The following is a 25,902-nucleotide window of genomic DNA, read 5'->3' as shown; positions in this document are numbered from 1 at the left end:
GAGAACATCCCGCCCGCATGATCAATAGACGCCGTCTTCCCCGAATTTTTTGGCGAGCCGGTTGGAGAGCATGACCAGGATCAACCCTACCAGCCCTTTGAAAAGGCCTACGGTGGTGCTGAAGCTGAGCTGGCCGTTTTTCAGACCGGCGGTATAAATGTAGGTGTCGAAAATTTCGGCGACCTCGCGGTTGAGGGAATTAAGCAGCAGGTACATATGTTCAAAGCCCAAATCGAGCGTGCTGCCGATTTTTAAAATCAGAAGCGTAATGATGACCGGACGGATGGCCGGCAGCGTGACATGCCATGTTTTGCGCAGCCGTCCCGCGCCGTCCATCTCGGCGGCCTCGTACAGCTGGGTGTCCACGACCGTGATCGCCGCCAAATAAATGATGGTGGACCAGCCGAGCTCTTTCCAAATGACTTGTCCGATATATACGGTCCGCAGCCATTCGGGAGAAGTCAGGAAGCTGATTTTCGGCAGCCCGAGCGCGGCGAGCATCTCGTTGAACACCCCGCCGTCCACGGTCAGGAACACGTAAGTAATGGAAACGATGATGACCCACGACATAAAATGCGGAATGTAAATGATCGTCTGGACCGCGTTTTTAAACAGCTTGTGCCGGACTTCGTTCAGCATGAGCGCCAAGATGATCGGAAGCGGAAAAAAAATGACGATGTTCAGCGCAAACAAAATCAGCGTGTTGCTCAGCAGCATAAAAAACGTCGGTTCCGTAAACAAACGGATAAAATGTTTGAATCCCACCCAGGGGCTGCCTGTAATGCCTTGGTAAGGCTGATAATCCTGAAACGCGATCACAAGCCCGCCCATCGGCAAATATTTAAAAATAATGAAGTAAAGCACGCCGGGCAAAATCATGAGGTACAGCAGCTTGTTCCGTTTCAGGCTTTCGAGACGCATTCGCGCCGGCCGCTCCTTTTTGGCGGCTTTCATGTTCATGTTCACTGCGGCGGTACTTGAATCCTTCACCGAGTCGACCTCCTTGTCTGCATGTTGACGTCTACGTTGTTCAGCTTAAGGTCTTTTCGGCATTCCGTACATAATCATTTCATGATAGCGATTGCAAAACGGCGCGGTTATGCGGTTTCCGGCCGGTTCACCTCATCTGATGATCGCGATGCAACATAATGATTATGCCGCAATTCCGGCCCGGTTCGACCGTCGTTTACCGTCCCGGCAAGACCTTAGCATTTGATTATATACGTAACCCTTCCGGCTTGATAAAGTGTCCATGAAACCGACTACAAGGAGGACAAACTTATGGCACGATCCCTTAGAAAAAAACAATCCGCAGGCAGCATCGCATTTACGGTTGTGAACTCCACGTTATTGATATTGATCGCGCTCGCCTGCCTGCTGCCTTTCGTGAACGTGATCGCCAGTTCGTTTGCGTCGACGCAGGAAGTGGTGGCCAAAAAATTCATTTTGTTTCCGACCACGTTTTCGCTGGATGCATACCGGTACATTTTGTCGACGCCGACCATCTTTAAAAGCTTGGCCGTTTCGATCGGCGTGACGCTCATCGGCACGGTGGTGAGCATGGCCTTGACCGCGCTGATGGCGTACGGCCTCTCCCGCAAATATTTATATGGAAGAAACGCGATCAACTTCATCGTCGTGTTTTCCATGCTGTTCAGCGGCGGCATGATCCCGACGTTCCTCGTCGTCAAAAGCCTTGGGCTGATCGACTCCTATTGGTCGCTTGTCCTTCCGGTCGCGATCAACGCCTTTAACCTCATCATTATGCGGAACTTCTTTCAGGCGCTGCCGGACAGCCTCGAGGAATCGGCCAAAATGGACGGCTGCAACGACTTCGGGGTATTTTTCAAAATCATGCTTCCCCTGGCGCTGCCTTCCATCGCGACGATCTCGCTGTTCTACGGCGTAGCGTATTGGAATACGTACATGAACGCCATCCTGTACATCACCGATTCCGCCAAATGGCCGATCCAGGTGCTGCTGCGCCAGATCGTCATCGTCTCGAGCGGCATGCAGGCCGAAAGCACGTCGGTCGACGTCGTCCCCCCTGCGCAGACGATCAAAATGGCCGTCATCGTGATCGCCACCGTGCCGATGCTCGTCGCTTACCCGTTCGTGCAAAAGCATTTCGTCAAAGGCGCGCTGCTCGGATCGGTCAAGGGATGACGCAAGCCTGATGCATCGATCCGGCCGTCCGGTTTACGGGCATGGATCGGAAGCGGCCGGCATGGCAACGCGCCCGGTCTTTTCCGAAGGGCCCCACCCGTGTGGGGCCTTTGCCCTGACTCCGAACGTTCGCAACCCAAAAAAGTCTTGTTTCCCCGCAGGCATTCGATGCGTGAAAACAAGACTTCTTGACGACCGGCCCCGGCTACTGCGCCTGCTTCAGCTTGCGGTACGAACCCGGGGTAACATGTTCTTTTTTGCGGAACGATCGGATGAAATTTTGGGAATTGTGGTACTGCAGGCGTTCGGCGATGTCTTTGATCGTCATGTCGGTTTCCACGAGCCATTTTTTGGCCATTTCGAGCCGGTAATTCATCAAATATTCGCTGAACGTCATGCCGAATTCCTTTTTGAAGATGCTGCTTAAATAGTTGGGATTATAATGAAGGCGGTCGGCGATCCATTCCAGGGATAACTCCTGGTCGTATTCGGCCCGGACGATCGCGGCGATTTTTTCGGACAAGGAACGGAACTGCTGGTTCGTTTTTTCCTTCATGCTTTTGACCATCGGCAAAATGACTTCCTGCACCAAAATGCGTTCGATTTCCTCCGGGTTCCGGATGTCGAGCAACCGGTGGTACAGCGCGTGGTTGTCCTTCGTCATCAGCACCTCGACGCCCAGCAGCTGCTCCAGCTGGATCAGGTTGTTCACGAAACGCACGAGCGCCACTTCGAAGTTCATCGAATTGTTGTTCTTTTTCATCATTTCCGCCAGCAGCGGATACAGGAAACGGGGCACCTGCTCTTCGTCTCCAAGCCGGATCGCGTCGAACAGCTGGGATTCCAGCTCGGTCGGATAATGGAGCAGCGCCGGGCCGGATACCAGCATGGCCATGTCTTCGTAAAAAATGATCGATTCCTTGCCGAGGTTCAGCCGATGGTGCAGCGCCTGCTTGCTCATTTCGCAGGCTTCCTTGCTTTCCCAGAGCCGGTCGTACGTTTGGCTGATGCCGAAGCTGACCGACACCTTCAGGTATTCGCGAACCGCTTTCATGATCGTCTTGGCGTAATCCAGAACCTGCTTTCGGATCTCCTGCTCGCCGGTGCCGTCAAAAACCAGGATCGTCGCCTGGGTTTTGTCGTTCAACAGGATCGGCAACAGCCTCGATTCCTTCGGCACGATCTCTTCCACCATCTTGTTGATGGCAAACAGCAGCAAATCCTTATCCGCCGCCTCGCGTCCGCCGTAGCTGTCCATTTGGATCAGCATCGTGACATAACGCGGCTTTTCGATTTTTTCGTACCCGAACCGCGGCATGATCCGTTCCAGCTCTTCAGGGGTGACCCTGTTGCGGAATAAGTTCAAGATCAGCTGCGTTTCAAGCTGCGGCAGTTCGGCTTCGATCAGGTTTTCCAGGTTTTCTTTTTCGGTGACGATCCGGTTGATGGAGTGCAAAATCCATTCGACTTCGTTTTTGAAGGACGGATGCGGATGTTTGGGCAGGCTGCGCTGGATTTGCTGCAGCGGTTTGTTGAAGTAAACGGCGATCATATAGGCGATGATGACGATAAAGACGGTAATGACGAATCCCATCATGATCAAGCCGAACTTGGTCGTCTTGAGCGCCTCGGATATTTCCTTCTGGTCGAGCAGCGTCACGTAAGTCCAGTTGTTGTAGCTGGATCTTGCATAAATCGCTTTGACGGGGCCGTCCCCCGCGTCCGGTACCGTCACCGTCCCGGTCCGGTGCTCCGTGCCGACCGATTTGGCGATGCCCGCAAGCTGCTCCTTCGTCAGCCGTTTGTCTTCCGGGCCCGTCTCGTACATCAGCTCGCCCTGTTTGTTCAGAATGATGATCGGCGTGTTCTCTTCGGTTTTCAGCGTGTTGTCCAGGGTGGCGAGCGAAATGTCGGACAGGGCGATCGCCTGCTTTTTGGTCGAAAACGCGGGCAGCGTATTGACGAAACGGATGCCGTCCTTCGTTTTCATCCAGAAGAGCCCCCGCTCCTGGCCGTTAATGTAAGTGTCGTACAGCGCCTTGCGGTCCGCCTCCGTCAAATAGGAAAGCTTGCCGTTGGAGATTTTCCAGTTTTGGGCCAGGCTGATCAGCGAATATTCCGTGCCCTCCAGCCCCATCGTGGCAATGTAGTTCAGCTGGGTGTTGACGTTGCGGTATGCCTCGAAGTCTTTTTCGGTGATCGGGTTTTTGACGACGGATTCGAACGAGCTGGTCGTGCTGTATGTATTGAAGGCGTATTCGATCGTTTGGATTTTCTGTTCCAAGGAATTTTTCGTTTGCGAAATGAAGCTCTGCTTGCTGCTTGAAACCCTGTCCACGACGGAATGGGTCGTATTGACGTAAATATAGGCTCCGAAGCTGATGACAAGCCCGACGCCGAGTACCAGGATCGGTATGAAGGTTTTGTAAAACATGCGGCCTTTTTTCATCGAAATACTCCTTTAACTGCGTCTTTGGTTCCAATTATAGCGTTTACATCATGTTATTGACAAATGATTTTTCACGTGTGCATTTTCTTTGATTTTCCTTGACTTGGGAATGGCAAGAACTTAAACTGAAAGCGTGAACAAACGGGCAGCGCCTATCGGCGCCTGGATCAAGCAAGCGCTCAAATCCGGGAACGTGTTCTTGGGTTTGGGGACGCGACCGGCTCCGTCAGGAATGACCCGATTCCATCCATTCAGGAAGACCAGAGGTAGCAATGATTACGATAAAAGATATCGCCCGCGTCGCGGGCGTTTCCCACACCACCGTTTCCAGGGCCCTTAACGGAAGCCCTCTCATCAAAAAGGAAACCCGCGACAAAATCGAAAAAATCGCCGCCGAGATGAACTACATCCCCAACTACAGCGCCAAAAGCCTGGTGATGAGAAGGTCGTACACGATCGGACTGTTTTTCTCGAGCATCGACCAAGGCACTTCGTCAAGCTTTCTCGTCGACGCGATGAAGGGCATCCACCACGTGCTGGACGAAAATTACAACCTGACCGTGCACGGCATCGACGGCATCAAGCATTTCGACGCCATTTTGCCGCAGCGCTTCGACGGCATTCTCGTCATGAGCCAAAGCGACGCGGACAACGCCTTCATTTATCACGTCAAAAAAATGGGCATTCCGCTCGTCGTGCTGAACCGGCAGCTTGAGGACCCCGGCATCATGAACGTCGTGGCCGATGACCGCGAAGGCGTCAAAGAGGCGATCGATTACGCCGCGGCGCAGGGACACCGGAAATTCGCCATCATCGAAGGGAAAGCGGGCTTCAAATCGTCATCCGAACGCAAACAGGGTTTTCTGGACAGCCTGATCGCCAACCGGATGCCGCTCGTCCCGGAATATTTTGCGGCGGGCGACTACGGCATCGAAAGCGGTTATGAGGCGATGGCCTCGCTGCTGTCCCTTCCGGATCCGCCTACCGTCGTCTTTTGCGCGAACGACGACATGGCCATCGGGGCCATGAACGCTTGTTACGCCGGAGGGGTTGCGATTCCGGAGCAAATGTCCCTGATCGGGTTCGACAATATCGTGTTCGCCCGGTACACGAACCCGGCGCTGACGACCATCCATCGGCCCGTGGCCGAAATCAGCAAGCTCGGCACGACCAAGTTGATCGAGCTGATGAAGGAACCGGATTGCGAACCTCAGCGCCTTTTCGTAAAAACCTCGCTGGTCGTGCGCCAGAGCGTGGCTTCTGTATGACCGATGCATCAGAGGCCTCTATTTTTCAATCAAAATGTTAACGTGTGCATGAACAGCGTGACTTATCTATTTGAATAAGGAGATGATCTTTGAATGGCGCAGCAACTCTCCAGAAGCCTGTTCCCCGAACTGCCTGCATACCCCGAACGAATGATCCAATTCGGCGCGGGCAACTTCATGCGCGCTTTCGTCGATTGGCAGCTGCAGCAGATGAACCGCCAAGGGCTGTTCCAAGGCAGCGCGGTCGTCGTCCAGCCGACGCCGGGCGGGCAAGCGGATGCGATCAACAGGCAGGATGGGCTATATACCGTGTTGCAAAACGGCATTTTCCAGGGGCAAACCGTCAATTCCCGGGAGATCGTCTCCTGCGTGACCCGCGTCATCAACCCTTATCAGCAGTTTGACGACTTCCTCGCGCTGGCGGAGGACGATTCCCTGGAGTTCATCACCTCGAACACAACGGAAGCCGGCATCGCCTACGATGCGCGGGATGAAGCCGGAGACCGTCCTCCCCTCAGCTTTCCGGGCAAACTGACGGCGCTGCTGTTCAGGCGTTTTGCGCTCGGCAAAAAAGGATTCGTGATCATCCCCTGCGAGCTTGTCGACCGCAACGGGGAGCAGCTCAAGCAGCTTGTGCAGCGGTATGCGCGGGAATGGCAGCTGGGCGAAGCGTTCATGGCCTGGCTCGATGCGGAAAATACCTTCTGCTGCAGCCTGGTCGACCGGATCGTCCCCGGGTATCCGCGCGGCGAGGCCGAAAGCCTGGAGCGCGAGCTCGGCTACAAAGACGATCTCATGGTCGCATCCGAGCCCTATCTGCTGTGGGTCATCGAAGGCCCTTCGTGGCTGCCTGAACGGCTGCCGCTGGACCGCGCCGGACTGAACGTGCTGTTCACCGGCGACATGACGCCTTATCGCGAACGCAAAGTCCACCTGCTTAACGGTCCCCACACCGCCATGGTACCGCTCGGATTGCTGGCCGGATTGGAAACGGTGGAGGACGTCATGAAAGATGATGGTTTCTCGGGGTTCGTGCGGGACCTCATGGAAAAGGAAATCGCCCCTATGCTCGATCTTCCGCAAGCCGATGTGCTCGCCTACGCGAAGGATATCCGGGAGCGTTTCAGCAATCCCTTTATCCGGCACGAACTGGCGTCGATCTCGCTTAACAGCATTTCGAAGTTCAACGCCCGCCTGCTGCCGATCCTCCGGAAATACGCCGGCGCCAAGGGAGAGCTCCCGCCGCTGTTGACGTTGTCTTTTGCCGCGCTGCTGCTCAGTTACCGGGGCGACCGCGTGCCGCGCAAGGACGTTCCCGGGGCGATCGCCGCCTTTGACGAGGCTTGGAGCCGTCCCGATACTTTCGCCGAGACCATTTTGGGGAACGAAAGCTTGTGGGGGGAAAACCTCTCGCTCATCCCGGGCCTGGTCCCCGCCGTCGAGGAACGAATCCGGCAGTTGGAGCAGTCCGGCAGCCGAGCGGCGTTACAACAACTGGTATAGGAATAGGAGGTTCCCAATGAAACAATGGCTGAAATTAAACCCGCGGGACACCGTTGCCGTCGCCCTCCGCCCGATTGCCGCCGGGGAAGCGATCACCGGCCTGGATCGGCCGCTGACGGCCCTTTCGGATATTCCCCAGGGGCATAAAATCGCGCTTGCCCGGTTCGAGCCCGGCGACATGATCACCAAATACGGTTATCCGATCGGCCATGCCGCCAGTGCGATCGAACCCGGCGAATGGGTGCACACCCATAACATGAAAACGAACCTGAGCGGCGAGGAAAAATATGAATACGTGCCCGACCTGCATCCGATCTCCTATCCGCCGCGCGGCCTGACCTTTCAGGGTTACCGCCGGAAAAACGGCGGCGTCGGCATCCGCAACGACCTGTTCATCGTGCCGACCGTCGGCTGCGTAAACGGCATCGCCGAGCAAATGCTGCAGGAATTTAAGGCGCTCCATCCCGATTTGGGCCCGTTCGATAACGTCACCATCCTCAAGCACCCTTACGGCTGCTCCCAGCTCGGCGACGATCACCGCCAGACCCGCAGCATCCTGCTGGATGCCGTCAAACATCCGAACGCCGGGGGCGTCCTTGTGTTTGGGCTCGGCTGCGAAAACAACGTCGTTGCCGAGTTCCGCAGCCTGCTCGGCGATTATGACGAGGCGCGCGTAAAGTTCCTGGTGGCGCAGGAGGTCGGCGACGAAGTCGAAGCGGGTCTTGCGCTGCTGGAAGAGCTGCATGAAGCCGCGAAAACCGACCGCCGCGAGCCGGTGCCGATCAGCGAATTGAACGTGGGACTCAAATGCGGCGGCTCCGACGGATTTTCGGGCATTACGGCGAATCCGCTGCTGGGCGCCTTTTCCGATTTCCTTATTTCCCAGGGCGGTTCGACGGTCCTGACCGAGGTGCCGGAAATGTTCGGCGCCGAAAAAATGCTGATGGCCCGCGCGGAAAACGAAGAGGTTTACCGATCCATCGTCGAGCTCATCCAAAATTTCAAGCAATATTTCCTGTCGCACGGCGAACCGGTGTACGAAAACCCTTCCCCCGGCAATAAAGCGGGAGGCATCAGCACGCTCGAGGACAAATCGCTCGGCTGCACGCAAAAAGCCGGAACGGCGCCCGTCGTCGACGTCCTGCAATACGGCGAAAAGCTCCGCAAAAAAGGTTTGAGCCTGCTGCAGGCGCCGGGCAACGACCTTGTCGCTTCCTCCGCCCTGGCCGCATCGGACTGCCATCTGGTCCTTTTTACGACCGGACGCGGCACGCCTTTCGGCAGCTTCGTGCCGACGGTGAAAATCGCGACCAACAACGAGCTGTACGCCAAAAAAGGCCACTGGATGGACTTTAACGCCGGGCCGCTGCTCGAAACCCCGATGGCCGACATATTGGAGCAATTTATCACATACGTAATCGAAGTCGCCAGCGGCCGGAAAACCCGAAACGAGCAAAACGACGTGCGCGAGCTGGCCATCTTCAAAACCGGGGTCACGCTTTAACAACCCCACAAAGTGAAGTGAATGCTTCGAAGGTTATTCCGATTACTTTGCGGGGGCCCCGAACAAAACAAATACACCCCACAAAGTGAAATGAATGCTTCGAAGGTTATTCCGATTACTTTGCGAGGGCCCCGAACAAAACAAATACACCCCACAAAGTGAAGTGAATGCTTTGAAGATAATTCCGATTACTTTGCGGGGGCCCCGAACTAAACAAATACACCCCACAAAGTGAAGTGAATGCTTTGAAGATAATTCCGATTACTTTGCGGGGGCCCCGAACTAAACAAAAAGCACCACACAAAGTGAAGTGAATGCTTTGAAGATAATTCCGATTACTTTGCGGGGGCCCCGAACAAAACAAAAAGCACCACACAAAGTGAAGTGAATGCTTTGAAGATAATTCCGATTACTTTGCGGGGGCCCCGAACAAAACAAAAAGCACCACACAAAGTGAAGTGAATGCTTTGAAGATAATTCCCATTACTTTGCGGGGGCCCGGATCCAAACAAATACACCCCACAAAGTGAAACCTAAGCTTCGAGGGTTATTCCGACTTATCCTAAATCATTTATTTATAAAGGGGATGCCGACATGTTTTTGAACGATAACTTTTTGCTGACGACCGACACCGCGCGCACGCTGTTCCATCAGCATGCCAAAGAAATGCCGATCATCGATTACCACTGCCACCTCGATCCGAAGGAAATTTACGAAAACAAGCCGTTCCGCAACCTGACCGAAGCTTGGCTTTCCGGCGACCATTACAAATGGCGGCTGATGCGCGCCAACGGCATTCCCGAATCGCATATTACCGGGGACGCCTCGGATTACGACAAGTTTATGGCCTGGGCGGTCACCGTGCCGAAAACGGTGGGCAATCCGCTGTACAGCTGGACCCATCTGGAGCTTCGCCGCTTTTTCGGCATCGAGGAGCTGCTGAACGAGGAATCCGCGCCGCGGATCTGGGACGAAGTGAACCGCAAGCTGGCCACCCCGGCGTTCCGGCGCCGCAGCATCATCAAAAATTCAAACGTCAAAATCGTCTGCACGACCGACGACCCGGCGGATTCCCTGGAATATCATCAGCTGCTCAGAAAAGAGGAGCAGGACTTCCAAGTGCTCCCCGCATTCCGTCCGGACAAAGCGCTGAACATCGATGCGCCAGGATTTATCGAGTGGCTCGGGCGTTTGGAGCAGGCCGCGGGCGTTCAGGTTCGTTCTTATGCGGCGCTGACGGAGGCGCTGAAGCAGCGCGTCGACTTTTTCCATGAGCAGGGCTGCCGCCTCTCCGACCATGCGCTCGACGTGCTGCGCTACGAAGCGGGCGACGCCGCCGCGGTGGAAAGCATTTTCGCGAAAAGACTTGCAGGTTCGGAGCTTTCCCCATCCGAAATTACCGTGTACCGGACCGAACTCCTGTCGGCATTGATCGGCATGTATCATGAAAAAAATTGGACGATGCAGCTGCATATCCATGCATACCGCAACAACAATACCGTCATGTTCAACCGCCTCGGGCCGGATACCGGGTACGACGGCTTAAACGATTTGCCGCTTACCGAATCCCTGTCCCGCCTGCTCGACCGCGCCGAAAGCGCGCAAGGTCTGCCGAAAACGATCCTGTATTCGCTGAATCCGAACGATTATCCGTCCCTGCTCGCGCTGATGGGCTGCTACCAAAAGGATACGCCGGGCAAAATGCAGCTCGGCTCCGGCTGGTGGTACAACGACACCCGCAGCGGCATGCGGCATCAGCTGACGATGTTTGCCGACAACAGCCTGCTGTCCCGTTTCGTCGGCATGTTAACGGATTCGCGCAGCTTTTTGTCCTACACGCGGCATGAATATTTCCGCCGGGTGCTGTGCGAGCTGATCGGCGAATGGGCGGAGCGCGGCGAAGCGCCGGACGACATGGCGCTGCTCGGGCAAATGGTCGAGGACATCGCCTATCGCAACGCCGCGGCGTATTTCGGCTTCCCGGCTGCCGTAGCCGCCGAATAAGGAGGACTCGGCCATGCTGCACATTCGCCGTCATCTGGAAGGAGCTCCGGAGACCCAAGCGTCTCCGGGCTCCTCTCTTTGGCTCTACCCGGCTGAGAATGATTCGGGCCGGGAATTGCCGTTTATGCTTGTTCTCCCGGGCGGAGGCTACCAGCACCTGGCCCCGCACGAGGGCGAGCCGATCGCCAAGTGGTTCAACGCTCTCGGCATGCATGCCGGGGTGCTGCATTATCAACTGGAGCCTCTGGACCCCGAGGCTTTGATTCGGGACGTTGCCGACGCCATCGCATGGGCCCGTACCGGAGACAAGGCGTTCCGAGTGAACCCGAATCGGATCGGAATGATCGGCTTTTCCGCCGGCGGTCATTTGGCATCGATCACGGCCACGACCGCCTCGTCCAAACCCGATCTCCTCATCCTGTCGTATCCGGTCATCACGTTCGAAGAATTGTACACGCATCAAGGAAGCCGCGAGCGGTTTCTCCGTCAACGCCTTTCGCCCGAAGACATCCAAAGGTACTCCTCCGACCGCCGGGTAACGGCCGACACGCCGCCGACGTTCCTGTGGACAACGGCAAACGACGCCGCCGTCCCCGTGGAGAACAGCCTGCGGTTTGCCGCAGCTTTGTCCAAGGCCGGCGTTCCGTTCGAGCTGCACGTGTTCGAGGACGGACGCCATGGACTCGGGCTGTCCGATGCGAATCCGTCCTGCCGGCAATGGCTCGAATGCCTCAAAACCTGGCTGCGGCAGCATCATTTTGTGAAGGAGGAGACCTAAAATGCCGCAAACGCTGTATATCGCCGGCGATTCGACCGCAGCCGCAAAGGATGCTTCCCAGAAACCGATGGCGGGCTGGGGCGAATACCTGCATCATTTTGTAACCCCTTCGCTTCGCATCGACAACCGCGCCGTCAATGGCCGGAGCACGAAGTCCTTTCTGGAGGAAGGACGGTGGGCCGCCATCGAAGCCGAGCTTCGGGACGGCGACATCGTCATGATCCAGTTCGGCCATAACGACGAAAAAAAGGAAGACCCTTCGCGCTACACGGATCCCGATACCGACTACCGCAGCAATTTAATGCTGTTCATCGCTTCGGCCAAACGGCGCGGAGCCACGCCGGTTTTGCTCACTTCCGTCAGCCGGCGGCGTTTTGCCGCCGACGGCCTTCCCGATCCGCTGGCGGTCGGGCCCTATCCGGCCGCCATGCGGGAGGTTGCGGCGGCAACCGGGACGCTGCTGCTTGACGTTTTTGCGGCTTCCCAGCGTTTATACCGCGATTTGGGAGCGGATGCGACCAAAACCTTGTTTATGCACCTGCCGCCCAACCGGCATCCCAACTACCCTGAAGGAGTCGCTGACGATACCCATTTTTCGGAGGAAGGCGCACGGCAAATCGCGAAGCTGGTCGCCGAGGCAATGGAAACGGTCGCTCCCCTGTCTGCCTTGTTGCGGGCCGCAAGCCGCTAAATGTTCCCTATAGAGACATCAAAAGGGCTTCCCGGCGTCGTGAAAACGACCCAAGGAAGCCCTTAATGTTATGTTCTCCGGCCAAAAAACGGCCCTGAAATCTTTGATTTATTTCCGGGGAAATTGTCGAACGGTTTACTGCGCATAATCGCCGGTATAATTGATCAGCGATGCGTCCTGCACGCCTTTTACCGCGCTGATTTCATTGACAAATGCCGTATTGTCGTCGCGAATCCGCACCTCGTACGTAATTTCCGTGTATTCTTTGCGTACGGTTTTCGATTTCAGCGTGCCCGCAAGCTTGCGCAAATGCACCCTTACCTCGTCCGCCGCGGCTTCGGTATGCCGAATGATCAGCAAATAAGGCATTTCCTTCACCTTTTTTCTGGCCAACCAGATCAAGACGATTCCGAACACCGCGGAGCCGATCAATGCGGCCGGATACACTTTGGCGCCGCAGGCGATACCTGCCGCAATGGACCAAAACATGTATACGATATCCAGCGGATCTTTCACCGCCGTCCGGAAGCGCACGATGCTGAGCGCGCCGACCATCCCGAGCGACAACACGATGTTCGTGCTGATCGTCATGATGATCAATGTCGTGATCATCGTCATCAGGACGAAGGACACGTTATAGTTGTAGCTGTACACGACGCCTCTGAAGGTTTTTTTGTATATCCAAAAAATAAACATGCCGATCGCAAACGATGAAATCAGGCCCAAAAACAAATCGATATACGAAATATCGCGGAACGCCTCCAAATGAAGCACGCTTTTTTTGAAAAGATCCTGAAAATTTAGGTTATCCCCCACTGCAGTTCCTCCTGAACGTTAGTCTTTAAAATGTTTGACGCCCACTTCCCGGCAAATGACGAACTTCGAAATGGCGGATCGCACATGCGCTTGGGGCTGAATGATTTGCCGGATGCCGTCCGGCAGAAAGGAATCGTATTTGATTTCCATGATGGTCAGCGCCGGAGACAACGCTTCTTCCAAAACGAGGGCCGGGTCGAACAAATCGACGGTATTGATGCCTGCGGCCAGCCTTTTGTCGAACGTCACGCGGACGTTTCCCATCTCGTACACGTAAGCCTCCCGGGTATAATCCACGATGACGGAAGGGCGGAACCCGTAATGCGCAAGCGAGACGTAAAATTCCTTCAGCAGCGGATGTTCCTTGGCCGACAGGCAGGACGGATCCCCTTGCAGAATAAGCCCGTACTCCTCTTTGGATAAAGGCGCGGATTCCTTGCTGATATAATCGCCGTATTTGCTTTTCCGCTCCAGCGTGATTTTTGCGTCGCTCCCGTTGTAGATGCGGATCCGGTATTTGTTCCGGCGGAAGATGCCGTTGTTTTTATCATATAAGGAATGCTGATGGACTCCGTCGAAATAGAGGCTCCGAATGCCGTATCCTTCCGCGTCGACGGAATTCCGGTCCATCGTCATCGCGGCGGATATCCGGTGCCTTAGCGCCAAATATTCGTGCATGTGCAAATAATATTTCAACTCATGGCGCAGCTTGTTCCCCTGAAACTCCATTTAATCCACCTCGAACTTCCTCACGCCGTAATAAGGGGTGCCTTCCTCGTCTTCGAAACTGTCGAACGAAATCTGCGAATGCCCCTTGCTATCGCGCGCGACCACTTTCCAATAATAGGTGTTCGGCGAAAGTTTCGGGATCGTGACGTTGTTTTGCGCCAGCCCTTTCTTTTGGGCGACGATATTCGCAAAGTTCGGGTCGGTCGCCAGCGTCCAATCGTAAGTCAGGTCGTCTCCCTGCAAATCAAACGATATTTCCCAAGAAAAGCGGAAGGCTCCTCCTTCTTGCTCGTCCACCTCGTCCATGTAAAACGGCTTCGGTTTTTCCAGATCTTCCAGGAACAGCTTGTATCCCGTTTCCGGCGTCGAAACGATCCGCTCGTAATCCTGCGAAAGCTCGCTTAGTTTGCCCGGGAGATACTGCACATCCGGCGAACGTTTGGCGAAAGGCTCCACCATGTTTTTATATTTGGCGAGCTGTTGCTCCACCGTGTTTTTGTTGATGTAATTTTTCGAGATGTCCTCGATTTTCTTTTTCAGCAATTCGACATGTTCTGTGCTGCGGAAAAACCGGTTATGAAGCGTGCTGCCCCAATAGTTGCTGATGCCGCTTTGGTAAGGGCTGATGCTCTTCAAGTTCCGCTGCAGCCCCCAGCCTCCGTCATAATCCCATGGCAGGAAATACCATTTTTCCGAATTCAGCGGCGAATACAAATAGAAGTTGTTCGCGTCGGTATCCATGTTATCGGTCAAAATGTTTACCGCAAGCCAGGTCAAATAATTGTCGAGGTCAAAATGCTTTTCGATCACTTGGTCGATCGGAATGGTCATGTTATTGACGTCATCCAGCATCCGGATCAGCTTCTCGTGGTCTTCCCTGCCCTTGATCTCCAAAATCGACTCGAAGGCCTTTTTGTCGTAAGCCGGGTCCGATTGCAGCTTGATTTGTTCCGGATAACGCTGGAACTCGAAAAACGTGACCTTATACAGTTGGCCGTAAGGATCCAGCCAGTGGGATTTCAGAAACTTTTCGTTCGGCTGCTCGATTTGCGTGTAAAGGCCGTAATCCTGGAACGTTTGCTGCGATCCGCCTTCCGAGAGATCCTTGACGTATAAATGAACGAATCCGGTGCGCAGGCTCGTAAAATTCGGAATCGTCTCGAACAGATCGAAGCTCAGCTTGTTGCGCAGGCGGGACAAATCGGCCGAATGCTTGTTCAAATTGATCGACCGCTGGTCCTGCCACAATCCCGCTTCGTCGAACAGCTTGATTTTGTAGGATTTCTGGGAAGCATAGCGGGCCGTATTGCCCCGCAGGCTGATGCTCCCGTTGGCGTGATCCGCGCCGTACCCGAACATGCCGGACTTCGGCCCGCTGCCGTCCGATGCGCCTTCCTGCATGATGACGTTCAGCTTGTCCCCGCTGTAGCGGTCCGTGTTCCGGTTCAGGCCGTACCAGCTGAGCCCTTTTTTGTTGTCGCCTTTCGGCGGCAGCACCGTCACGTACAAAGCCTTCAAGGCATCATCCTGATCCCGTTCGTAGATGCGCTTATCTTCCTCGATGCCGGTTGGCTGGGGAGCGGCTGGCGCTTCTTGCGAAACCCCGTTTCCGGCTACGGATTTCGGCTCATCGGCGGGTTCCGAACAGGCGGAAAGGATCAGCATGGACGAAGCGATCACCATCACCGTCGCGGTCGGCTTGCCGAAGCGCATGGATTTGCGCTGATGATGCATCGGCTGCGAACAGAACGTGTAATAATCGATATTTTTGAGGACGTACATCAGCCGGAACAAGACGAGGGCAAGCCCGCCCAAGGAAGCGTAAAACATCCCGAGCCCGTCATATTCGAGCCGAAGCGTCCAATACGTGAGCCCGGCATTCAGCACGATAAAAAGGGAACTGATGGCCGCCGCGCCCTTCCGGTCATCGAAGTACAGCAGGAGCAGCAGCGTCACAAACATCATAATGAAAAGAAAATATGACAGCACCAAAATATTAAACGAATCGAGCTGCGCCATCGTAAATCCGATTCTCGGCAGCAGCTTCATGCCAATGGCAATGGAAACGATCGTAAACAACAGCTGAACCTCCATCAAAAAGCTGATTTCCTGCATCAACGTCCGCTGCATCGCTTTTTTCGAAGCGTCCATTTGGAGCAGGGTCCCTCCTTCAAGCACATGCTTGTAGTAGGCCTGAAATTTTTCGTAAAACTCCGTTTCGACCGAAACGATAAAAGCGACCAAGGTCGGAATGACGGACAAAAAAGCATAAAATACCGGCAGATCATATTCCGGGGATATGTAGTACCTGCCCGCCACCACGATTCCGTGATCGCTGAACCAGAACACCATGCTGTGGACGTAAATGCCCGCATACATGCACGAACCGATCAAAAACAAAGCCGGGTACTTTTTGAAATAAGACAAAAACACGAGGCCGATGATCGTCGCGGACAAAAAGCTGACCAACGCCGCTCCGTACAACAGCTTCAGCCCGAATCCGGCCACCACGTTGCCCTGTTTTTCGTTGAGGCCCTTCACCGCGCCGACGATCGTGCCGATCGAGCCGAAGTTGGCGAAGGAGATGAGGAACACCGAAACGATCGCTTTGGCGCGTTCGCTGAATTCCCCTTGGACCTTCACGAAGTCGAGCATCGCCACAAACTCGTTAGCCACGATTTTCGTGGCCATAATGCTTCCGGCTTTGATCGCTTCATTCCATGGCACGCCCATAAGGAACGCAAACGGAGCGAGCACGTAGCCGAGAATGTTTTGGAACGAAATGCCGAACACGCCGCTGAAAATCCCGTTGACCATGGAGATCAGGGCGACGAATCCGACCAGCATCACGCCGACGATGACGACCACCTTAAAGCCGTCCATGATATATTCGCCGAGCATTTCGAAAAAGGTCTGCTTCGTCTCTTCCTGCACTTCGAGAATATCGTCTTCCGGCTGCACCTTGTAAGGGTTTACAATCGAGGAGATAATGAATCCGCCGAACAGGTTGAGCACCAGCGCGGCCACGACGTATTCCGGCTTGAGCATCGTCATGTACGAGCCGACGATCGACATGGACACGGTCGACATCGCGGATGCGCACAGCGTGTACAGCCGCTGCCGCGGCAGCAGGCCGATTTGCTTTTTGAAGGAAATAAACACTTCGTTTTGGCCGAGGATGGCGGAAGCGACCGCGTTGTACGACTCCAGCTTGCCCATCCCGTTCACCTTGCTGAGCGCAAGGCCGATGTATTTAATGATAAACGGCAGGATTTTATAATGCTGCAAAATGCCGATGAGCACCGACATGAACACGATCGGCATCAGGACGTGGAAAAAAAACGAATGGATGCCTTCGTTGACGATGCCGCCAAACACGAAATCCGTGCCTTCGTTCGCAAAATTCAAAATTTTCGCGAAGCCGTCGGCAAAACCTCTGACCAAAAATTCCCCGATGCTTGTCTTCAGCAAAATCAGTCCGAGCACGATCTGCAGCGCAATCATGACGAGAATCGGACGGAATTTGATGTTCTTCTTATCCGAGCTGACGAGCCAGGCAAGCGCGAGCACGACGACAAGTCCAATCAGAGCGATCACATATTTCATGATGTCTCCCCCTTTTTTGTGAATTAAATCACAATATTTTCCGAATATACAGCGTTACGCGTCCGCTATAATGGTCTCCAGCGCAATTTCCGCCATGAGATTAAAGGACTGCTCGCTGTCTCTATGCGCGGAGCGTTCGCCCGTCAGCAGCTGGCTTCCCACCGTCAGGATCGTCAATGCCCGAACCCCGTATTTGGCGGCCAGCGTATACAGCGCCGTGCTTTCCATCTCGACGGCCAACACCCCGAACTCCATGAATTTATGAAGCCTTGCCATCGTCTCCCTGTAAAACTCGTCGGAATTGTACACATTCCCCACGGACACGTTAGCGCTGCGGCGCACGGCCTCCTGGTACGCTTTCATCAGCAGGCCGAAATCCGCCGACGGCGCATAGTTGCAGCCGAGGAAAATTTTCTCCGTCATGTTGCTGTCCGAAGAAACCGCCTGCGCGAGCACGATATCGCGGATTTGCAGCTCCTTCTGCATCGCGCCGCAGGTGCCGATCCGGATGAGCTTTTTCGCCCCGTAATCCTGGATCAGCTCGGTGGCATAAATGCTCATCGACGGATTTCCCATGCCCGTCCCCTGCACCGAAACCGGAACCCCTTTATACAACCCGGTAAAGCCGTACATCCCCCTGACCTCGTTGTAGCACCGAACGTTTTCCAGAAAATGTTCGGCCACGAATTTGGCGCGCAGCGGATCGCCGGGCAGCAGCACCCGTTCCGCGACGTCTCCGGCATTGGCTCCCAGATGAATACTCATGTTGCATTTCCCCTTTGGATTAAACTCGCGAGCGATGTTTCTGTGATCGCTTACAGTAGTCATCTTAAAGGGAATCCGCGGCCGAAACTAGCCCAAATGCTGCCGTTGGAAACGGAAGAAAAAGGACCACGCTATTTACGACATCAGCTCCTGGCGGATGTTCTCCAGGTCCCTTTTCGTCGGAATGGTCGAAATCAGAACGGTCGGCACGCTCGTCAAGGAGACGGGCATCGTGCTGATCACGAAATCGATCTGCTGCTCCCGGATGATGTCATCGGTCAGCCCGTGCAAAATCGAGGTTTCGATCGTCAGGTCGTCCCCGATTTCCCGTTTGATCAGGTTTGCGACGTAATGCCGAACCGAAAATTCCTCGCCGATAATGAGAAATGCCTTTTTGCTTTTATACCGAAGGCTTGCGCTGACCATAAACGTCAGTTTGGTCAAATGATAGTCGTTGTACATGAGCTCGGGAAAACTCCGCTGCCATTGCCGCATGCATTCCGATACCGCCGCATAGATCGGCTGCTCTTTGTCGCGGATATACCCGGTCAGGTGGCTGTGCGAGACGGCCATCAGCTCGGGAATGGCGTTATCGATGCGCAGCTTGTCCATGAATTCCCGGATTTCGGCCAGGAAACGGGAGCTGGCGTTCAACGCCGGAAATGCGTTTTCCAGAATCGAAATGAGCAGGCCGGACATCCGGCTTCCTGCATCGTCTTCCTGCTCCGAAGCAAGGGCCCTTCCCCCGAAAACAGGGAACCCGTCCTTGCCGTGATACTGGCTCAAGCTGAACATCGACTGCAAAAAATAAACCTCTTCGCGGGGCAACACGACGCCGTACGCCGCAGCCAGCTTTTCCGACATCTTCGAGACCGGAACGAAAAACGGATGGCGTTCCCATGCGTAGCTTCTGCTTTTGAGCGCAACCCGGTGCCCCTGCTTGATCCTTTCGAGCACGATCGCGATCAGGAACGTTAAGCTCCGTTTTGCGTTCAAAAAATAAATCATTCCGTTTTCCCGCTCGATCTCGGTCACCCAGCCGTCCAGACGCGCGTAATCGGCATTCGAAAAAGGCCATCCGGTATAAGGATAAGCCTCGGTGAACAGCTTCCATAAAAAATAGCGGACATGGATTTCGTTTCCTTTCAGCGTCGGAGCCGCATACGTGATCCGCAGCTGAAACGGGCGCAGTTCGTCACGGTTTAGTTGGACGATCCATTTTTTGAACGAAGAAAAGCTCATGTACAGCTCTTCCGCTACCTCCTCGGCGGAGGTTTTGCCGTCATGCATGAACAACCGCTGCATCAGTCGGAAATAAGGCGTTTCCCGAAGCAGCGGTTCCAAAACTTCCTGAATGCTTGTCCCATGCCGGTCCCGGCGGAACATGATGCCTTTCCCCCTGGATACCTCGATCTGCATGGACGGGGGCAGCAGGGGGACGGCGGACTCGACGATCTTGCGGACGGATTTGTCCGATACGCCCAGCTCGCTTTCCACCTCTGCGAACGTAAACCACCGTTCTTCCCGGTCCAGCAGCTTCAGCAGCGATTTCAGCTGCCTGTATTCCTTATTCATGTCATCACCTTTGCCGGATGCTTTCCGCCGACCCTAGCGCGGCACATCCCTCATTGTTGCCGGCGGAGGCCGTTTTCAGCCCGAATGCTGCTGCTCCATCCGGAAAAGCTTTTGGTCGATCAAAAAATTGAGCAGAATGCGGTTAAATTCCCGCGGCTGGCACAAATGGCTCGGATAAATCGCGTCCTCGATCACCGCTTTCTGGGCGCAGGCGAACCGTTCCACCGCCTTGTTCATCTGGTTGACGAACCATTCGCTCTGCCTGCCGGCCACGCATAACACCGGCATCCGCAGCCGGGACAACACCGGATCGATATCCGCCTTAAGCAGCGCCATCCGTTGTTTGATCGACTCGGTCGGCCGTTTATGAAACAGCTCGTTCCTTAAAATGCTGTAAGCCGGAATCCACCTGTGATACGTTACGCGCAGCGACCGGAGAAAAAACTCGGCGGGAAGATAATAGGAAATCCAGCTGCAGGCCTCCAGCAGCTTCCAAAAACCGTTTTTCGTGCCGAAAGGGCCGCACGGCCCGTAAAAATAACTATCCACCAGCACAAGCGCGTTGACGCGGTCCGAATAGGTTTCCGCGAATTTTTGCACCAGCAGGCTGCCGCTCGAGCAGCCGACCAGCGTCACCTTCGGCAAGCCGAGCTTATCCAGCAGCTCTTTCAGGTCCCTGCACTGGGTGTCGACGATTTCCTCGACTTCCACATTCAATTTACCCGAATTGCCGTAACCTCTCAAATCGAGGACGATGACCTTCGCCCTTTTGCTGAAATATTCCACTTGGGGCTCAAAACTATGATGAGATGAAAGATGTCCGTGAATAAAGACGATCGGCACCCCGCTCCCATGCGTCTCGTAATATAGCGACGTTCCGTTCACTTGTATGTTAGGCAACTTCCTTCTCCTCCCGCTATGCATGGTCTGTCGATGTGTTTTTTATATGTGGGTCGAACCTTCGTTAACGTCGGCAAAATGCTCACGTCAAAAAAAGAAGCACGGAAAGAGGAACTCCCTTTCCATGCTTCTTCAGGGCAAGGCAAAATAAACCTTGCGGCGCATGTATCAAAGCAGCCTCTCTTCTCACGCTTACGAGGTTAGCTGTCGGATTCGGACCAAGAGTAGCCCTACTCGAATGCGATTTCGAGATTCACCCCGTGTGACGAACGGTTGGTTGTCACGGCCGGTTCCCCCGTTTTCCGCCGGAACGGAAATTCAGCGATCATAGACATTCATGTTATTTTTTCGCACAGAAAAACACAGAGCGGATACCCTGTGCTCGTTGACAACTCACAGTTTCACTCCTCTCTCCTAGCGACGCTTACGAGGTTAGCTGTCGGATTCGGGCCGTGAGAGCTGCCCTACGGACGGAAAGCTGATCAAAGGCAGCCTCTTCATCCGATTCACCCCAAGCAGCCGGCTTCATCCCTTCACAATGGAATGCCTGCCGATGCCGATGTGGTTCCCCCGCTTTTCATGATTGAAAATTCAGCGTAATTCATTCATGAACCAAAGATTTTTCATAATGAGTTGAATATACGCCTGAGCCGGCGAACTGTAAAGGTTGGTTACACTAGAATTCATGGCCTTTTTTATAGGTTTCGCCGGTTTCCGAACGCTAATCCTGCGTAATCATTCAATTGCAACGGAAAGCTTCCGTTTGCGCGGTTTATATTCCTTTCAGCTTCTTTGACGAAGCCTTCCAAGCCTTCCCTCCCGAAATGGGATTCCGAACCCGTTGGAATAATCCAATACCTCTTCGGCAACCGCATCAGAACTCGGTCTGTCCAATGAGAACGCTATTCAAAAGCGGTGAACGATTGCTACAATAAATGATGTCGAAAGACATTGTTTCGATCCGTGATGGCTGCACGCCGTATATAATATTCTCCGAATTGGAGTGGTACTTATTTATCTGGAACTTGATCTTCGCTATAGACAATCCGGCCTCTAGGCCAAACCGAAATGGCGGCTGACCTATCGGATCTCATCGTTCCCCTTCACATCGCCGATTCCACGTATTCATCCGGCTTGATGCCTTCGTACCGCACGAAAGCACGCTTGAAGGAATAGACGTTTTCGTACCCTACCCGGCGGGCGATATCGTCCATCCCGAAAGTTTTCTCCCGCAGCAGCTCCTTGGCCGTTTCCATCCGGAGCCTGCATAAATAGTCGTAGAAGTTGATGCCCGACACTTCCTTGAAAATTTTGGAGACATGGGATACCGACATGCCGCATCTTTCCGCCAGCTGCTTCAGCGAAATGTCGGCGCTGGTGTAGTTCTGGTTCACGAATTGAAGCAGTTCGCTGCCGACGGCAAGCGAAGGCGAGGTGTTGGCATAGCGTTTCCGTTCGCAAATTAACGTGCCGACCTCAAAAACGTAGCTCCACATCCCGCCGATGTCCCCCGCTCCCGCCCGGCTCGCGAATTGCTTGGCGTATAGGCACGTGTCCAGGTTCAGCTCATGCAGCACCCTCAGCATCGTTTCCATCAACAAGGATACCAGCTTGGTTTCGCTCGGTTCGGGCAGCCGCCGCTTTTTGTTTTCCTCGCTGATTTCGTGCAAGATTTGCATCGTCGTATCCAGGTTGCCGATTTTCAGGTTATTGATCAGCTGAACCTCCCAATCGGTCGGATAATAATAATCGACGCCGGGCTGAATCTCCTCCTGCTGCACCGGGAGATGCTCCCGCGCGAAGAGGGCGTACTGCAGGCTTTCGTTGGCCGCATAATACGATTTGCTGATGCCGACCAGCCCTTTTTCCGCCGTGCCGCATAAAACGTCCGGCTGAAAGCCGCAGGCCAGCCCGATCTCGCCCGCGATTTCGGCCGCGATGCTCTCCAGCGCCCCTTCGCTGCCGAACGGCTCGACGGAAGAAAGAATGAGCGCTTTGTCCGCATTGGTCACCTCAAACAGCTCGTACGCGAGCCGGTGACGGCTCATCGCCTGTTCCACGATCATGATCGTCATCATTTCGATTTTCCGGATCCGTTCCATGTCGGACAAATCGCGGAGTGCATGGAAACTGATCAGCATCGTGCAATAAAACATGTCGTCGGTATAACCGATGCCGAATTTTTTCAGCCCGTTCATCTGCTGATCATCCGTAAAATACCCTTTCAGCAGGCGCAGAAACAGGTTCGATCTCGCGGCGCTTTCGTAATCCTGCATCGACTGCTGGAGGTTTTTGTTTTCGAGCAGCAGCCGGTCGAACGATTTTTCGATATAGCTGTATTCCGAGCCATAGATGGGGGCGCCGCCCTTCCCGTCTTCCACCCGGACCGCCGCAGACAGTTTGTTCAGCAGGACGCCGAGCGGGCGGTAGCTGACCTTGGCCAGCAAAAAGGCCATGCAGGCGCCGAGGACGACGGAAATCGCGATCGCAAGCAGCGAGCCGACAAGATTGTTGATGCCGATCACGCTGCTGTCGGTATAGGAAATCGTGTACCGCAAATCGCCGGCCTTGGACGGCAGCTCAAACGCATAACCGCCCGAATCGGCCTGAAGGACTCCAGGCGCGCTGCGCGTTTGGCGGTAAATCAAGGCGCCCTGCGACGACATGACGATCTCCTTGGATTCGATCCCGGCAAAACGATGCATATAACCGAAAAAAGTAAGCGCTGTCAATAAAAAGGACCAAAACCGCGCGCGGATGGTTGACGACCTCCAGGCTTTGCAGCACCGGAATGACCCGTTTGCCGTTGCCCCATAATTTCATGTCCGCAGGCGGCATGATCTTGAAATACTGCTGTTCGGCCAACGCGGCCTGAAGCTTCCGCTCCGTTTGCCCGTCGAATACCGCGACCCCCTGAAAAAAGCGGTCTTCCGGATAAATGCCCCATGGCGTCAAAACCTGGCCTTTTTCGGGGAACACGACCATGCCGAAGGAGAGGATGCCAAGCGAATTGATATCGTTATCGAGACTTTTGCGGATCTCCAGCATCTTGAACAAGTCGAATTCCTGATCGTACACGTTCGTATTTTGCATCAGCTTTTTGACCCAGGCTTCGTTGCCCAGCATTTTGCCCATGTTTTTCAGCTCGTTCAGTTTATTGTCGACGAGATCCGCGATCCGGCTGGCATCGGCCGCCTGTTTTTGGCGCTGCTGTTGTTTTTCCTCCATCATGTTCCGCTGCACGTTAAGCGAGCTGAATACGATGATGGGAATGATCAGGATCGCGGTATACGACAAAAAGATGTTGCGGAACGTTCCGCTTCCGAAACCTTTATAGCGCAAAACAACCCCTCCTCCGGTTGGTATGACGCAAACGATAAAAAGCAAAAGCAGGAAAACGGCGATTTTTTCGCGCGTTTTGCGAATAACCGCCATTTTCCCCATTGGATGTTGGACGTTGCCGTTAACGTTATTGGATGCTGTTGTACCGGTCAAGCAGCTGCTGGTTGATTTCAATCAAATCGTCCAGCCCGAGCTTTTTCAGTTCGGAGATATATTGATCCCAATTGTCGAGCGATTTTTGACCGAGAGCCAGCTTGGTCGCAAGCTCCTGCGAGTACGTCGTCAAGTTGGTCAAAATTTTCGTTTTCTTTTCGAGCTGCTGATCGTCCGGGATGGCCAAATACATGTCGTTCATGTTGACGAAATACGGCTTGTAGTTCAGGATGTTTAACTCGTTATCGATTTTGTGCTGAGGTTTGTCGATCAGCTCAAACTCGAGGTTGGCGAATTGGACGCGAGGGAAGACGGTATCCCCGAACAGCTGACGGCCCGTGGCCTGCCCCATTTTGGCCAGCTCCTCTTCCGATACATTGTTGATATATACTTTTGCCCCGTTGGCGTCCTTTTTGTACGTTTGACCTTCAATTCCCCAATACAGAAGATCTGCGTATTTCTCCGAATAGATCGTATCGAAAAACTTGATCGCGGCTTCCACATCCTTGCAGTCTTTCGTGATCGCATATTTCTGCCATACAAGGAACGGCGGTTCCAATTGGGCTGCCGGAGTGATGTTGTCAACCGCTTGGAGCGGCATGAGCGGCAGGAATTCGCCGCCGCCATTGATCGTCGGTTCCTGGTACGTTTCCAGGTTGTAGTCGGTTAAGGAAGCGACCTGGTTTTCCGTCATTTTTTGCTGCTTTTGCTCCCCTGTCGCCCCGATCAGGCTCGTATCGAGAACGCCTTCTTTTACTAACTGCTGCAGGTAGCGGAAGTAATCTTTGATGCCGTCTTGATACCATGGCGATACCACTTTTTTGTTTTCGACATCCACTGCCGTAATATCCGTGCCCAGCCCGAACCATTGAGCGATGGCGCCGTTAAACGCGCTTGGATCGTAAACCAGAACCTCGTCCTGCTTGCCGTTTCCGTTGGCATCCTTTTCCCGGAATGCTTTTAAGGTTTGCGAATATTCCTCGGCTGTTTTTGGAACCGGGAGATTCAGCTTATCCAGCCAATCTTTGCGGAGCAGCATGGTCAAGGATACCGGGGCCGGTATATTTCCCTGGTATGTTTTTTTGTGCAGATTGCTAAACCAGTACATGTTGCCGTCAGGCGACGTCGTCGATTTTTTGGCGAAAGGCATTTCCTCGTTGTACATTTTTTTGATGTTGCCGTTGCTGTACTTCTCGATCAGCGGATTCAGATCAAGCAGCACGCCCTGCTTTGCCAAATTCAGCACCGTCGTGTTATCCAGAGCCGAGATATTCACGATGTCGGGAAGGGAAGAACCGGAAGCCATCCGGGTTTGAATGGTCACTTTGTATTGCTCCGCCGGAACCAGCTCGTAATCCAATTGCAGGCCGGCATCGGTGAGCATCTTGTCGACTTCTTTCCATACCGGATACTTCTCCCTGTCCTCGAATTTGATATATTTGTTCGAGCCGGCCGGCCCGAGCAGCCGGAGCTTGCCGGTTTTCTGCCCGGTTTCGGGATTGCCGTCGGCTTCCTCTTTTTTGCTGTCGGCCCCGCCGCCGTTGCTGCCGCCGCTGTTGCAAGCGGTTACAGATGCGATTAAAACCATCGCCATCATAGCGGATACGAACGGTTTTTTCCACTTTTTCATTGCGTTTTCCCCCTTTGAATGGT

The 25,902-nt window shown here is 54.2% G+C and carries 17 protein-coding genes, 2 pseudogenes and 2 riboswitches; of the genes and pseudogenes, 7 read left to right on the top strand and 12 right to left on the bottom strand.

Annotated features, from left to right (window positions below):
• Positions 1-21: 21 nt before the first annotated feature.
• Entirely contained in the window at positions 22-960 is a 939-nt protein-coding gene (locus KI367_RS14065; RefSeq protein WP_212950418.1) for an ABC transporter permease, read from the bottom strand.
• Between the two features lie 321 nt (positions 961-1,281).
• On the opposite strand from KI367_RS14065, the gene KI367_RS14060 reads away from it, so the two are divergent.
• A complete protein-coding gene (locus KI367_RS14060; RefSeq protein WP_036706498.1) occupies positions 1,282-2,166 on the top strand; it encodes a carbohydrate ABC transporter permease in 885 nt (294 codons plus the stop codon).
• Between the two features lie 205 nt (positions 2,167-2,371).
• On the opposite strand, the gene KI367_RS14055 is transcribed toward KI367_RS14060, so the two are convergent.
• The gene (locus KI367_RS14055) at positions 2,372-4,615 is read right to left on the bottom strand and encodes a helix-turn-helix domain-containing protein (RefSeq protein ID WP_212950391.1); all 2,244 of its coding nucleotides are present in this window, start codon (positions 4,613-4,615) and stop codon (positions 2,372-2,374) included.
• A gap of 272 nt (positions 4,616-4,887) precedes the next feature.
• Here KI367_RS14055 and KI367_RS14050 point away from each other — a divergent pair, with 272 nt between their 5' ends.
• The 6 genes from KI367_RS14050 to KI367_RS27170 all read left to right on the top strand — a co-directional run bounded on the left by KI367_RS14050 (position 4,888) and on the right by KI367_RS27170 (position 12,363).
• Complete coding sequence (locus tag KI367_RS14050; protein WP_212950389.1) at positions 4,888-5,883, top strand: LacI family DNA-binding transcriptional regulator; 996 nt, start codon at positions 4,888-4,890, stop codon at positions 5,881-5,883.
• Positions 5,884-5,976: 93 nt separating this feature from the next.
• Positions 5,977-7,386 (top strand): tagaturonate reductase, encoded by a 1,410-nt coding sequence (locus KI367_RS14045; protein ID WP_212950388.1) that lies wholly within the window; start codon positions 5,977-5,979, stop codon positions 7,384-7,386.
• Between the two features lie 16 nt (positions 7,387-7,402).
• On the top strand, positions 7,403-8,890 hold the full coding sequence (locus KI367_RS14040) for a UxaA family hydrolase (RefSeq protein ID WP_212950386.1): 1,488 nt from the start codon (positions 7,403-7,405) through the stop codon (positions 8,888-8,890).
• Positions 8,891-9,484: 594 nt separating this feature from the next.
• Positions 9,485-10,894 carry a glucuronate isomerase gene (uxaC, locus tag KI367_RS14035; protein ID WP_212950384.1) on the top strand — a complete coding sequence of 470 codons (1,410 nt, stop codon included), beginning with the start codon at positions 9,485-9,487 and terminating at the stop codon, positions 10,892-10,894.
• 13 nt (positions 10,895-10,907) lie between these two features.
• On the top strand, positions 10,908-11,672 hold the full coding sequence (locus tag KI367_RS27175; RefSeq protein WP_246536916.1) for an alpha/beta hydrolase: 765 nt from the start codon (positions 10,908-10,910) through the stop codon (positions 11,670-11,672).
• Between the two features lies 1 nt (position 11,673).
• Positions 11,674-12,363 carry a rhamnogalacturonan acetylesterase gene (locus KI367_RS27170; RefSeq protein WP_246536915.1) on the top strand — a complete coding sequence of 230 codons (690 nt, stop codon included), beginning with the start codon at positions 11,674-11,676 and terminating at the stop codon, positions 12,361-12,363.
• A 135-nt stretch (positions 12,364-12,498) separates the two neighbouring features.
• On the opposite strand, the gene KI367_RS14025 is transcribed toward KI367_RS27170, so the two are convergent.
• The 10 genes and pseudogenes from KI367_RS14025 to KI367_RS13990 form a co-directional block, all read right to left on the bottom strand.
• Positions 12,499-13,179, bottom strand: a complete 681-nt coding sequence (locus tag KI367_RS14025) for a DUF4956 domain-containing protein (protein WP_212950382.1) — start codon at positions 13,177-13,179, stop codon at positions 12,499-12,501.
• Between the two features lie 18 nt (positions 13,180-13,197).
• Complete coding sequence (locus KI367_RS14020; protein ID WP_212950380.1) at positions 13,198-13,908, bottom strand: polyphosphate polymerase domain-containing protein; 711 nt, start codon at positions 13,906-13,908, stop codon at positions 13,198-13,200.
• Positions 13,909-15,219 (bottom strand): annotated as a pseudogene (locus tag KI367_RS27165) (CotH kinase family protein); the annotation flags it as partial.
• A 447-nt stretch (positions 15,220-15,666) separates the two neighbouring features.
• Positions 15,667-17,514, bottom strand: a pseudogene (pelG, locus tag KI367_RS27160) (exopolysaccharide Pel transporter PelG); the annotation flags it as partial.
• A 54-nt stretch (positions 17,515-17,568) separates the two neighbouring features.
• Complete coding sequence (gene deoD, locus KI367_RS14010; protein WP_212950376.1) at positions 17,569-18,279, bottom strand: purine-nucleoside phosphorylase; 711 nt, start codon at positions 18,277-18,279, stop codon at positions 17,569-17,571.
• A 135-nt stretch (positions 18,280-18,414) separates the two neighbouring features.
• Complete coding sequence (locus KI367_RS14005; protein ID WP_212950375.1) at positions 18,415-19,854, bottom strand: AcpB/EbpR/MafR family transcriptional regulator; 1,440 nt, start codon at positions 19,852-19,854, stop codon at positions 18,415-18,417.
• Positions 19,855-19,929: 75 nt separating this feature from the next.
• A complete protein-coding gene (locus KI367_RS14000; protein ID WP_212950373.1) occupies positions 19,930-20,754 on the bottom strand; it encodes an alpha/beta fold hydrolase in 825 nt (274 codons plus the stop codon).
• Positions 20,755-20,927: 173 nt separating this feature from the next.
• A riboswitch (cyclic di-AMP (ydaO/yuaA leader) is annotated at positions 20,928-21,088 on the bottom strand.
• A 72-nt stretch (positions 21,089-21,160) separates the two neighbouring features.
• A riboswitch (cyclic di-AMP (ydaO/yuaA leader) is annotated at positions 21,161-21,361 on the bottom strand.
• 496 nt (positions 21,362-21,857) lie between these two features.
• Positions 21,858-23,420: a helix-turn-helix transcriptional regulator gene (locus KI367_RS13995; RefSeq protein ID WP_246536914.1), complete on the bottom strand. Its 1,563-nt coding sequence runs from the start codon at positions 23,418-23,420 to the stop codon at positions 21,858-21,860.
• Positions 23,335-24,096: a hypothetical protein gene (locus KI367_RS27155; RefSeq protein ID WP_246536913.1), complete on the bottom strand. Its 762-nt coding sequence runs from the start codon at positions 24,094-24,096 to the stop codon at positions 23,335-23,337. The genes KI367_RS13995 and KI367_RS27155 overlap by 86 nt, the downstream gene beginning before the upstream one ends.
• Before the next feature lie 127 nt (positions 24,097-24,223).
• Positions 24,224-25,879, bottom strand: a complete 1,656-nt coding sequence (locus KI367_RS13990; protein WP_212950371.1) for an extracellular solute-binding protein — start codon at positions 25,877-25,879, stop codon at positions 24,224-24,226.
• Positions 25,880-25,902 lie beyond the last annotated feature (23 nt).

Source organism: Paenibacillus cookii (assembly GCF_018333375.1).
GTDB classification, from domain to species: domain Bacteria; phylum Bacillota; class Bacilli; order Paenibacillales; family Paenibacillaceae; genus Paenibacillus_AQ; species Paenibacillus_AQ cookii.
Note: the sequence above shows the minus strand (reverse complement) of the source record. Positions and strands in the feature narration are given on the sequence as shown.